Annotated in this window: 9 protein-coding genes and 1 pseudogene; 1 reads left to right on the forward strand and 9 read right to left on the reverse strand. The window is 73.1% G+C overall.

Going from position 1 to position 11,839, the window contains the following annotated elements; all coding sequences use genetic code 11:
• Positions 1-256 precede the first annotated feature (256 nt).
• From ACFP3V_RS19445 to ACFP3V_RS19475, 7 genes are all read right to left on the reverse strand, one after another.
• Positions 257-910, reverse strand: a complete 654-nt coding sequence (locus ACFP3V_RS19445) for a hypothetical protein (protein WP_380585123.1) — start codon at positions 908-910, stop codon at positions 257-259.
• 63 nt (positions 911-973) lie between these two features.
• On the reverse strand, positions 974-2,422 hold the full coding sequence (gene ahcY, locus ACFP3V_RS19450) for an adenosylhomocysteinase (protein WP_380585125.1): 1,449 nt from the start codon (positions 2,420-2,422) through the stop codon (positions 974-976).
• A 261-nt stretch (positions 2,423-2,683) separates the two neighbouring features.
• Positions 2,684-3,898 carry a mannose-6-phosphate isomerase, class I gene (gene manA, locus ACFP3V_RS19455; protein ID WP_380585127.1) on the reverse strand — a complete coding sequence of 405 codons (1,215 nt, stop codon included), beginning with the start codon at positions 3,896-3,898 and terminating at the stop codon, positions 2,684-2,686.
• Positions 3,899-3,902: 4 nt separating this feature from the next.
• Entirely contained in the window at positions 3,903-5,204 is a 1,302-nt protein-coding gene (locus ACFP3V_RS19460) for an SIS domain-containing protein (RefSeq protein ID WP_380585129.1), read from the reverse strand.
• Positions 5,201-5,392 (reverse strand): Trm112 family protein, encoded by a 192-nt coding sequence (locus tag ACFP3V_RS19465; RefSeq protein ID WP_380585131.1) that lies wholly within the window; start codon positions 5,390-5,392, stop codon positions 5,201-5,203. Before ACFP3V_RS19465 ends, ACFP3V_RS19460 begins: the two co-directional genes overlap by 4 nt.
• A 394-nt stretch (positions 5,393-5,786) precedes the next feature.
• On the reverse strand, positions 5,787-7,190 hold the full coding sequence (locus ACFP3V_RS19470) for a phosphomannomutase/phosphoglucomutase (RefSeq protein WP_380585133.1): 1,404 nt from the start codon (positions 7,188-7,190) through the stop codon (positions 5,787-5,789).
• A gap of 218 nt (positions 7,191-7,408) precedes the next feature.
• Positions 7,409-7,762: a DUF3499 domain-containing protein gene (locus tag ACFP3V_RS19475; RefSeq protein ID WP_380585135.1), complete on the reverse strand. Its 354-nt coding sequence runs from the start codon at positions 7,760-7,762 to the stop codon at positions 7,409-7,411.
• A 126-nt stretch (positions 7,763-7,888) separates the two neighbouring features.
• Between ACFP3V_RS19475 and ACFP3V_RS19480 the strand changes: the two genes are divergently transcribed.
• The gene (locus ACFP3V_RS19480) at positions 7,889-8,338 is read left to right on the forward strand and encodes a metallopeptidase family protein (protein ID WP_380585137.1); all 450 of its coding nucleotides are present in this window, start codon (positions 7,889-7,891) and stop codon (positions 8,336-8,338) included.
• Between the two features lie 304 nt (positions 8,339-8,642).
• On the opposite strand, the gene ACFP3V_RS19485 is transcribed toward ACFP3V_RS19480, so the two are convergent.
• Both ACFP3V_RS19485 and ACFP3V_RS19490 read right to left on the reverse strand, forming a co-directional pair.
• The gene (locus tag ACFP3V_RS19485) at positions 8,643-10,121 is read right to left on the reverse strand and encodes a DUF5719 family protein (RefSeq protein WP_380585139.1); all 1,479 of its coding nucleotides are present in this window, start codon (positions 10,119-10,121) and stop codon (positions 8,643-8,645) included.
• A pseudogene (locus tag ACFP3V_RS19490) lies at positions 10,118-11,839 on the reverse strand (family 2 glycosyl transferase); the annotation flags it as partial. The pseudogene ACFP3V_RS19490 and the gene ACFP3V_RS19485, both read right to left, overlap by 4 nt.

An 11,839-nucleotide genomic window follows, 5' to 3' on the forward strand; every position in this document is an offset into this window, starting at 1 on the left:
TTTCACCGGCCCCTCCGGGCGCTTCCTTCGTTTTCCACTCTAGCAGATCCGTTTCCTCGGTTTCAAAACCGTGGTTTTTCGTTTCTGCCGGAGCGACCCGCCCACTTTAGCATCACCTTCACATGACTCACCGACCGGCGATTTCGCCGGATTCCGGTTTCTCAGGAAGGTGTCTGCCGCAGCGGGCGAGGTGTCAGACAGTAGCCGAAGTCCTCAGGCCATGTCCAATCGGGGCAACCCGTCAAACCTACCCGTGTCACTCGTCCGGGTCAACGGGTTTCGCTTCCGACCCTCGCCAGGGGTTCGGTGGGGTATCCAGGTCCTCGAGCTCGACGCCCGGCGCTGCCAGCACGACGTCGCCGGCCAGGTGGACGGGGTACTCGTCCCCCGTGTCGAGATCCGAGACGCGGTACCGCTCGACGGGGAGCGGGCCGTTGTCAGTGGCGTGTGCTTCGATCGCTTCCAGGGTCCAGCCCTGGTCATGGGTACGGGGCGCCAGGACGGGGTCGGTGAAGGTCACGACCCGCAGCCGGGAGCTGTCTCCCGGGTTGAGCCGCAGCATGCGTGCCGCGGCGACGAGGAACGAGGGGGAACGGCCCGCGAAAGCGTGGGCCTGCTCGTGTCCTTCCCGCGCATGGAGAAGTCGGGGATCGTCCGCGTGACTGCGGACCCAGGTGAGACCGGCGGCGGATCCGCCGCGGATCTGCCAGCCCAGGTAGCGGAGTTCGAGCCGGAGCGGGCGGCTCAATGAGTCGAGGGTGAGGTCGACGCTGCCAGTGGGGCGGCCGTCGGCGCCGAAGGTCTGTGCTGTGTAGCGCCAGCCGGCAGGTCCGGGGGCGCAGCTGAACCGTTCTTCACCGAGGGGGGTGTCGTCGTGGGTGTCGTGGAACGAGTAGCGGCCGCTGGGCATGGCCTGAGCCTATGCGCCAACGGCCGCCGGATCGTCAGCGGAGCTGTGCGGGCCGCTGTGCGATCAGTAGCGGTAGGCCTCGGGCTTGTAGGGGCCCTCCACCTTGACGCCGATGTAGTCGGCCTGCGCCGGCGTCAGCGTCGTGAGCTTGACGCCGAGGGCGTCCAGGTGCAGCCGAGCGACCTTCTCGTCGAGGTGCTTGGGCAGCGTGTAGACGCCGACCGGGTACTCCTCCGGCTTCGTGAACAGCTCGATCTGGGCCAGGGTCTGGTCCGCGAAGGAGTTGGACATCACGAAGGACGGGTGGCCGGTGGCGTTGCCCAGGTTCAGCAGGCGGCCCTCGGAGAGCACGATGATCGTGTGGCCGTCCGGGAAGCGCCACTCGTGGACCTGCGGCTTGACCTCGGTCTTCACGATGCCCGGGATCCTGGCCAGGCCGGCCATGTCGATCTCGTTGTCGAAGTGGCCGATGTTGCCGACGATCGCCTGGTGCTTCATCTGCTCCATGTGGTGAGCCATGATGATGTCGCGGTTGCCGGTCGTGGTGACGAAGATGTCGGCGATGCCGACCACGTCCTCCAGGGTGGTGACCTGGTAGCCGTCCATGGCCGCCTGCAGGGCGCAGATCGGGTCGATCTCGGTGATGATGACGCGGGCGCCCTGGCCGCGCAGCGACTCGGCGCAGCCCTTGCCGACGTCGCCGTAGCCGCAGACCACGGCCACCTTGCCGCCGATCAGGACGTCGGTGGCGCGGTTGATGCCGTCGATCAGGGAGTGGCGGCAGCCGTACTTGTTGTCGAACTTCGACTTGGTGACGGCGTCGTTCACGTTGATGGCCGGGAAGAGCAGGGTGCCCTCGCGGTGCATCTCGTAGAGGCGGTGAACGCCGGTGGTGGTCTCCTCGGTGACGCCCTTGATCTCCGAGGCCGTCTCGGTCCACTTCTTCGGCTGCTCGCGCAGGGTGCGGTTGAGCAGTTCCAGGATGATCCGGTACTCGTCGTTGTCCGCGGTCGAGGGGTCCGGCGCCGCGCCGGCCTTCTCGAACTCAACTCCCTTGTGCACCAGGAGCGTCGCGTCGCCGCCGTCGTCGAGGATCATGTTGGGCCCGGAGTGGCCGGGCCAGGTGAGCGCCTGCTCGGTGCACCACCAGTACTCCTCCAGCGTCTCGCCCTTCCAGGCGAAGACGGGGATGCCCTGGGGGTTCTCCGGGGTGCCCTCCGGGCCGACGGCGATGGCCGCGGCGGCGTGGTCCTGCGTGGAGAAGATGTTGCAGGAGCACCAACGGACGTCGGCGCCCAGCGCGACGAGCGTCTCGATGAGCACGGCGGTCTGGACGGTCATGTGCAGGGAACCGGTGATCCGGGCCCCGGCGAGGGGCTGGGCGTCCGCGTACTCCTTGCGGATCGCCATCAGGCCGGGCATCTCGTGCTCGGCGAGCTGGATCTCCTTACGGCCGAACGGAGCCAGGCTGAGGTCGGCGACCTTGAAGTCGCCCGCAGGGGTGGAAGTCACGCTTCTTCTCCAGTGCGAGTGCGTCGGGATCGGGCTGTCGGTCCGGTCCACGGAGGCACGGCGGCCGGGCCTGCCTGGGCGGCTCGCACATGCGAACGCCCGGGCGGCAGGTGCCGTCGTCGTATCCGATTGTTCCGGACCAGTGCGTCGGAGGCCCTCTGTCCCTCGGCGTCCCCGGTGTCGTTCCGTGAGCCGACCGCCATCAGCAGCGACGTCTGGTGCTGTGAACGACTCTACCCGCCGCAACGGCCGGGCAGTCGGTCAGAGCCGGACCGTGGCGCGGAACAAAGTGGAGTCCGGCCCGACCGCCTCGGGGGCAGGCGCGCCGGCCGGAAGGAATGCGGACTCGCCCGGGCGGAGCGTCAGTTGGGCGCCGGTGGCGTCGCGCAGCTCGACCGTGCCCGCCGTGCACAGCAGGATCTGGGGCGTCTCGGTGGGGATCCGGTCGGTACCGCCCTGGTAGCGGGAGAGGCGGAACTCGTCGATGGGGCACGGGTAGAGCTGCTCGCCGTGGCCGTCGGGGACCGGCTCAGGCCGGAGGACCGCCGGTGCCTGCGGTTCGAAGAGCGTGACCTTGAGCAGTTCGGGCACGTCGATGTGCTTGGGGGTGAGACCGGCGCGCAGCACGTTGTCGGAATTGGCCATGAGCTCGACGCCCAGCCCGTGCAGGTAAGCGTGCGGGACGCCCGCGCCCAGGTAGAGGGCCTGGCCCGGCACCAGCCGCACGTGGTTGAGCAGCAGTCCGGCCAGGACGCCGACGTCGCCGGGGAAGGACTTCTCGACGTCGGCGTAGTCGGCGAGCTCGACGGCCCGCTCGTGGTCGCCTGCCTTCTCGGCTGCCACCGCCGCCTCGCGCAGCGCGGCGGCGGCCCTCGGGACGATCCGGGCGGCGTCAGCGGCGGCGAGTCCGAGGATCTGGACGAGCGCCTGGCGCAATGCCTCGTTCGCCGGTTGGGTCCGCAACGCACCGACAACCGGGGCGAGTTCGTCCACGTCCAGCAGTTCGAGCAACTCGGCCGCGGCGGCCGGGCTGCGGAAGCCGCAGAGTCCGGTGAAGGGGGTGAGCGCGCAGATGGCCTCGGGCTTGTGGTTGGGGTCCTTGTAGTTCCGCTGCCTGGCGTCGAGCGGGACGCCCCGGGACTCTTCGTCCGCGAAGCCTGCGCGGGCCTGCTCCAGGTTCGGGTGCACCTGGATGGAGAGTGGCTCCCCAGCGGCGAGGATCTTGAAGAGGAAGGGCAGTGTCTGCCCGAAGCGCTCCACCGTGGGCCGCCCCAACTCGGCTTCAGGGTCAGCGGCGATCACCGCGTCCAAGCCGACCAGGCCGTCGCCGCGGTCGAGCCTGGACGGGTCTCCGGGGTGGGCCCCCATCCAGAGCTCGGCCTCGGGCTCGGATCCGGGCCGGCGCCCGGTCAGTTCGGCGATCGCGGTCCGGGAGCCCCAGGCATAGGGGCGGATGGTGTTGTGCAGGCGGTCCATGGTGCTAGTCCCCCCAGGGATGGGCGGCCAGGCCGAGGTAGACGGCGCAGAAGTCGCTCAACGCGATCAGCTCGGCCACCGCCGTGAGCGGTTCTTTCGAGGTGGCGGCGAGGTCGTACAGGGGCGTGCCGTGCAGCGCCGCGAGGCGCCGCGCGCGGGAGAGGGAAGGCCTGGCGCCGGCGTCCGGACGTCCTGGCACCGGGCTCTCGCCGGGGATCGCGGGTCCGTTCGCTCCATCGGATCGGCCTGATACGCCGGATCCGGTCGGGAGACCCTGCGGCTGCGGGTCCGCTTCACCTTCGTCCGCCGCCTGCCGGTGCAGCAGGACGATCGCCGGGCGCTGGGTCGGCTCCTCGGTGCGGTCGCGGAAGAAGTCGTCGTGGTCGCTCGGGTCGCCGGGGCCGACCGCGCTCTCGAGCAGGCCGCGATGGCGGACCAGTGCCTCGGGCAGGGCGGCGGCCAGCGCCGGACGGGCGGCGTGCTCGGCCAGCATGTCGGCGAAGCGGACTGACGCCGCGTCAGCAAGCGGGCCGTCCGTCCAGATCAACGGGAGGGAGCCGTCGAGGCGGAGAGCCAGGCTCTTGGCCGGGTTCTGGTAGGCGTCGGCCATAGGCCCGCAGCGCACCGCGAGGTCGTCGAGCAGGTCGGCGGCGGCGCTCAGCGCCTCGGGACCGGAGGAGGTGAGAGCGAGTCGGTGGGTCAGCGAGAGAAGGGAGGCCAGCATTGCCCACAGGTCGCCGGGGTCGTCCCGGACCAGGTCGGGGTCGCGGTCCCAACTGGGGGCGCTGCCAGGGGAGGTGAGGTACGGCAGGGGCATGCCGCGGGCCTGCAGGGCGGCGTCGCCGAGCGGACTGCCGGGCGGGGCGACGGCCACCACGGTGCAGCCGCTCTGGTAGCCGCGTTCGACCAGCGCCACCAGCCCGGCCTCCGCGCCGTGGGTGGACGCCACGACCAGCAGGTCCGCCGGTCCGGCCCAGCCCGGGAGGCTCCACTGGAGTCCGACCGGGTAGGCGTCGCTGCGGACGTCCGGCGGGGCGGCTCCGGAGACGGGGCGCAGGATGTGCACCGGGCAGGCCTGGCCGCCGAGGGCGGCGAGGACGGCCGCGGCCTGGGCGGCAGCGCCGTGCCCAGCGACCAGCAGCGCCCGGGGGCGTCCCTCCGGCCGCAACTGCGCGAGGCCCGCTTCCTGGGCGGCTCGGGCCCCGGAGCGGATCCGGGCGCCGGCCGAGGCCAGGGCGAGCAGGGCGCCCAAGCGGTCGGCCCGCTCCAACGCCTCGGCGTCGTCGAGCAGTTGCTCGTCGATCATGCCGGCCGACGGGCCTCGTCGACGAGCAGCACCGGGATGCCGTCCCGGACCGGGTAGGCCAGGCCGCAGTCGGCGGAGGTGCAGACCAGCTCGCTGTCCGCGCCCGAGTCCTCGGCGGGCTGCTCGCGCAGCGGCGCGTGGCACTGCGGGCAGGCGAAGATCTCCAGCAGGGCGGGGTCGATGCTCATGAGGTGCTCCGGGGGTCGGACGGTGTCGACGGGTCAGGATATCGAGGGCGGCTGTGTCGATGTCATAGCCGAGCTGCCCGGGGGCGCCGGTCGCGGGTCGGGCTCCGGCCCGCGACAGCGGTCGCCGCCCGCCCGCAGGGCCGCCACCGCGTGGCGACGATCGGGCGTGACAGGTCGTCAGGAGTGATGCGGACGGCATGCCTGGCCCGTGCTCCGGGCCGGTGCGCAAGGCCCGCGACCACCCTCCCGGCCCGGTGCCCAGGGGCTCAGGGGCTCAGCCGGGGCACGGCACGAGGGCACCGGCCGGGCCGTACGAACGGTGCCCTCCTGCTGTCCGACGACCCGGTGTGCGGCCCGGGGCCCCACGCCGGCCGCTCGTGGGCGCAGTGCCCGCTCAGGCGCGGACGATGGCCAGGACCTGGTCCCGGAGTTCGGCCATCCGTTCCTCGTCGCGGGCCTCGACGTTGAGGCGCAGCAGCGGCTCGGTGTTGGAGGCGCGCAGGTTGAACCACCAGTCCTGGCCGGCCACGGTGAGCCCGTCCAGGGTGTCGAAGCTGACGCCCGGCTGGTCGGCGAAGGCCTCGCGGACGGCGGCGGTCCGTCCGGCCTGGTCCGCGACAGTGCTGTTGATCTCGCCGGACGCGGTGTAGCGCTCGTAGACCGCGGTCAGCGCGGACAGCGGTTCGGCCTGCTCACCCAGCGCCGCCATCACGTGCAGCGCGGCGAGCATGCCGGTGTCGGCCTTCCAGAAGTCCCGGAAGTAGTAGTGCGCCGAGTGCTCGCCGCCGAAGATCGCCCCGGTCCTGGCCATCTCCTGCTTGATGAACGAGTGCCCGACCCGGGTGCGCACCGGGCGGCCGCCCTGCTCGGTGACGATCTCCGGCACCGCCCAGGAGGTGATCAGGTTGTGAATGATCACCGGCTCGGTCTCCCCCGCGGCCTTGGCCTTGGCGATCTCGCGTCCGGCGACCAGCGCGGTGATGGCCGAGGGGCTGACCGGATCGCCCTTCTCGTCGACCACGAAGCAGCGGTCGGCGTCGCCGTCGAAGGCGAGGCCGAGGTCGGCCCCGACCTCACGGACCTTCACCTGCAGGTCGACCAGGTTCTTCGGGTCGAGCGGGTTCGCCTCGTGGTTGGGGAAGGTTCCGTCCAGCTCGAAGTACATCGGCACGATGTCGAGCGGCAGGTCCGCGAGGACGACGGGGACGGTGTGGCCGCCCATGCCGTTGCCCGCGTCGACGACGACCTTCAGCGGGCGGATCCCGGAGAGGTCCACCAGGTGCCTCAAGTGCTGGGCGTAGGACTGGAGTTCGTCCTGTGAGGTGATCTCCCCGGTGCGTTCGGCAGCAGCCGCGGGCACGGTCACCGCGCCGGTCCCCTCGTCGATCCAGGACTCCACCAGCTCGCGGATCTCCACCAGCCCCGTGTCCTCGCCCACGGGCGCGGCCCCGGCGCGGCACATCTTGATGCCGTTGTACTGGGCCGGGTTGTGGCTGGCGGTGAACATGGCACCGGGCAGGTCGAGCTTGCCGCTGGCGAAGTACAACTGGTCGGTCGAGCAGAGCCCGATCTCCACCACGTCCAGCCCGCTCTCGGCGACTCCCTCGGCGAAGGCGCGGGCCAGACCGGGCGAGGAGGGGCGCATGTCGTGGCCGACGACGACGGCGCGGGCACCGCCCGGCACGGCGACGATCCTGGCGAACGCGGCGCCGAACGCGCGGGAGAGCGACTCGTCCCACTGGTCCGGGACCACGCCGCGGACGTCGTAGGCCTTCACGAGCTGCTTGAGATCACGCACGGGTGCTCCGGTTCGCTTTGCGCTTGCTGTTGCTGCTGTCTGGCTGTCCTGCGCCGCCCGCTGGTGCGGCTCCGGCTGGGCCGGAGGGACCGGAGCGGCGTGGGGAGAGACTATCGCTAGCGGGTTGCCGTGATGTTGCCGCAAGCAGGAGAAGGGTTGACGCCCTGTCAGCGGAAAAGGGATCCGAGCGGGGCCCCGGGCACTGGCGAGGTTCGGCGTCAGGAGTCCGGCGAGCGCAGGACCCGCAGGTGGGCGCGGCGTGCACCCTCGGCCGGGTCGCCCTCTCCGGGCGCGCCGACGGGGCGGGCCGCCTCGCGGACCGCGTTGGCGAGGGCTTCGAGATCGTCCCCCGAAGGACGGATCGGCCCGGTGTCCGAGTTGAGCCGGACCACCTCCCAGCCGCGCGGCGCGGTGAGCCGCTCGGAGTGCTCCGCGCACAGGTCGTAGCAGTGCGGTTCGGCGTAGGTGGCGAGCGGGCCGAGGACGGCCGTCGAGTCCGCGTAGACGTAGGTCAGCGTCGCCACGGCGGGGCGGCCGCAGGCGGTGCGCGAACAACGACGGACAGGGCTCACAGCGTTGGACGGTACCGCACTCCTGACCGGGTCGCGAAGACTCTCCCCCGGATCCGGTGCCGTGTCGCCCCGGGGACGCCGCCCGCGCGGCCCGCAGTCACTACGCTGTCAACGATGGACAGCCCGATGACTAGCGACAACCGCCGACGGCCCCGCCGCCGCGACCGGCACGGCCGGGGCCTGCGCGGGCCGCTGGCCCCGCGTCAGGTTCCGATCGCCCTGACCCGGTCGGAGCTCTTCGACGACTACGTGCGGGAGTCGGTGGAGCGGCTGGAGCGGCGCTGGCCGCAGCTGGGCGAGGTCGAGTTCGCCGTGCAGGACGTGCCGGCGCCGCTGCCGGGAGAGCCCGAGCCGGACCCGGACACCGCCAGGCTGGACGACGTGCCCCTCGGCCGCCTGATCGCGGCCCGGGCTGGGACACCTGCGCGGATCGTGGTCTACCGCAGGCCCGTGGAGATCCGCGCCAAGGGCCGGGACGAACGGGCCGCGCTGGTCCACGACGTGATGGTGGAACAGGTCGCCGAGCTGCTCGGCGTCGAGCCCGAGGCGGTCGACCCACGCTACGGCGAGGACTGACGCCCCTCGACGGACGGCAACCCCACTCCGGCCAGGACCGACGCCCCTCGGCGGGACTCCAGCCCGCGCCTCGCGCCACCTGGTCTGCCCGGCCCGGTCCGCCTGGGCGCCCAGCGCCCAAGGTGGCGCCCCGCGCACTGTCCCCGCAGAAGCCACAGCACCAGCAGCACCCAGCTCCGCAGCCCACCCATCCGCCCCAGCAAGCAGCGCCTGGGCGGCCCCAGGCGCTGCGCGCCGGGGCTCTCTGAAGGCCTCGACATCGGGGCCCGCCCCCGCCGACCCCCGCCCTCCTTCGCCCCGCCCGCTACGGGAGCAGGATGGCCGGGGCCTGGATCGTGCGGGGGACTTCGACCGTGCTGTGGTCGTCCGCGTAGGGCTGGACGGTGAAGCCGGCCTTGCCGGAGGTGAGCATCCGGGCCACGTACACCGGGCCGCTGCCCGCCGCCGGTTCCACGGTCAGGGCGTAACCGTCCGCGCCGTCAGGGGACTTGGGCTTGATGGCGACCGTCGTCCCGGGCTGGAGCTTGACCTCCTGGGTCTGCGGGGACCCGGACTTGCCCAGCGCAGCGACCGTCACCGTCGCCGCCTTGTCCGTGGCGGTGAGGAACAGCGTCGTGCCGGCCGCGGTGTTGCCCGCGATCGTCGTGCGCTGGGTGACCGCGTCCGTGCCCGTCGTGTAGGCGAGTTCGGTGCTGCTGCTCCCGCGGCCCAGCTGGATCGCCGCCACCACCCCGGGGGCCTGCTTGGGGTCCGTGGGACTGAGCCGCAGCGCCGCGGGCTGGCCGCGGGTGACGTCGGCAAGGTCGACGAAGGTCAGCATGCCCGCCTTGACGTGGATGGTCTCGTGTCCGGCCGGGGTGATCCACCCGGTCTGCGAGGCGAGTTGGAGCTTGAGGTCGGCGTCCTCCACGCCGGGCGCGGTGACCGCGAGGACGGCGTGCTTGACGTCGCCGGGCAGACCGGGCAGCACGACCGTGGACGAAAGCTCGGTGGGCGGGATCCAGTCCGCGCCGGTGCTGCCGCTGTCGGCGTTGAGCGCCGCGGCGACCCGGCCGCTGCGAACCAGCACGTGCAGCGACACGACTCCGCCGCTACCGGCGGCGTTCACCAGGCGACTCAGCGGCAGGGCCACGCTGCCGTCGGCCGGCACGCTGATGTTGCCGGCCTGGGTGCTCTCCACCTCGCCCGTGGCCCCGAACGCCTGCACGTCCACATAGGCGTTCGTGCTCTCGTTGTTGCTGAGCACGAGCGTGTCCGTGTCGCCCTTGGCGGTGTCCGCCCCGGCGAACCAGAAGTCGGTGGCCGGCTCGGTGCAGCTGAGCCCGCTGAGGCTCTTCCCGCCGTCGAGGACCGTGGTCTGCTGGCCCGTCAGACCGGGAGCGAGGCCGCCGTCGGCGGTGAGGGCGAGCGCGGGGGCCTTGGCGCCGGACGGCGCCTTCCCGGCCGTGGCGCCGCCCGTGGCGCTGAGCTGCGCGAGGGCGGTCCCGGCACCGCCCAGCGGGCCGAGGCGACCGGCCCCGGCCGTGCCGCCGCTGCCGCTCGATCCGCTCGCCACGCTGACCCCGGCCGGGGCACCCGGCGCCGCCACGGCGTAGCCGGTACTGGCTGAACCGCTCTGCAGCGGGTTCGGGCAGAGCACGGCGCGGTGGGCGACGGCGGTGCGCACGGTGCGGCCGCTCGCTGCGGCCTCGCCGGAGGGCGGGTTGACCTCGGCGATGCCGAGGGCGACGGCGAGCACGCCGAGCGCCGCCAGCAGCGACTGCGTGGTCCGCGTGATCCTCATGCTCCGCTCCCCGGTGCCGTGCCGTCCTGCGTGCTGTGCCAGTAGCCCTGGGCGTCGTACCAGCCCTGCGGCGCATCGGCCGGGTCGGCCGGGGCGGAGGCCGAGCCGTCCCACTGCGGGTAGGGCTGGTAGGCGGCCTGCCCCCCGGTGTCGTACTCGCCGTAGTAGGGCTGGCCCGTGTAGTAGGGCTGCTGCGGATCCGCGTAGTAGCCGTCGGCTGCGGTCGCGGCGGCTCCGGAGCGCTCAGCCCCGGCCCCGGTGGGGGCGAACGCGTCCCAGACCGGCTCGGTCGGGGCGGGGAAGGCCGCACCGTCGCCGAAGCCCGCCCCGGAGACGGCGCCCGCACCCACCTCGGCACCCGCGCCCGGCCCGTCGGCGGTCGCGCCGCCCGCGGGGCCGAAGGCCTGCCAGGCGCCCCCGTCCCCGGCGCCCGCCACGGCCTCAGCACCCGTGGCGGCGTACACGCCTGAGCCGTCGTCAGCCCCGTCGGAGGATGCGGCACCGGTCGGCGCACCGGGCGCCACCGAACCGTCCCCGCCGTCCGCTGCCTCCTCGCCGTTGGCCGCCAGGCGGCGGGCTCGGCGGGAGCCGGGCACGACCGGCGCCGCCGCAGCAGCGGACTCCGTCTCGACGTCCGGCTGGTCGTCGTCGTTGCGGCTGCCCCGACCCGGGAGTGCCAGCACCACCAGGACCAGGGCCAGCAGGCACTGCGCCGCGATCCAGCCGGTGTGCGCCGCCCCGGACTCGTAACGGACGCTCAGTTTCCCGCCCTCGGCGGGCAGTTGGAAGCCCTGCGCCCAGCCGTCCACCGTCGTCGGGGTCAGGTCCTTGCCGTTCAGGGTGGCGTGCCAGGACGGGTCGGCCTGGTCGGCCAGGCGCAGCACCCGCCCGGTGCCGCCGGCCGGAACCGTGGCGTCCACGTCGACGGGACCCGCCGCGACCTGGACGTCCGGAGTCCCCTGGGTGCGGATCACGGCCCGGGCCGTGTTCTGGGTGAGCCGCCAGATGCTCGCCTGTGCCTGCTGGTTGACCTGGGTCAGGCCGGGCGTGGCGTTCAGCGTGTCGGCGAGGGCAGCGGGCACGGGCTTCTGCACGACGACGAACTGGACGCCGAAGCCCGCCAGTTCGCCGGACTGGTCGCCGCCGGAGCCGGACACCAGGTCGCCGACCGTCCTGGCCAGGGCGGTCGACGGCCCCGCCGCGTTCGCGGTCTCCGCGCTGCCGACGGTCGGGCCGGCCCCGCGGACCAGCTGGTAGGAGACCACCTGGCCCTGGTCGCCGATGCGCAGCACCAGCGTGCGGGTCTGGTCCACGGTCCCGGCCTGCTGGGCGATGAACGCCGGGACGAGCTGGCCGTCGCCGTTCCGCAGCGGACCGGCCGCACCGCGCACCAGCCACCAGCCGGCCGCGGCGACCGGCGCGACCGCGGCCGCGAACAGCACCAGGGCCGCAACCGGCTGGCGCCAGCCGAAGTTGATGGCCGCGACGCGCTCCCGCGCGCCGTCGGCGCCGATCGAGGCGGCCGTGAGCAGGGCGATGCCCGCCAGCAGCGTGGTCGGCCCGGCCCACACCGCGACCGGGCTCTGGCCCGGTCCGGGGGTGACGGTCGCGGTCCCGGCGAGTGCGGTGCCCAGCAGGCCGATCGCGGCCGCGCCCCAGGCGGCGACGACGGCCCGGCGTCGGTCGGCGCGCAGCAGCGCCGCCAGCGCGGCCAGCGG

The organism is Streptacidiphilus monticola (assembly GCF_042658505.1).
GTDB lineage: Bacteria > Actinomycetota > Actinomycetes > Streptomycetales > Streptomycetaceae > Streptacidiphilus > Streptacidiphilus monticola.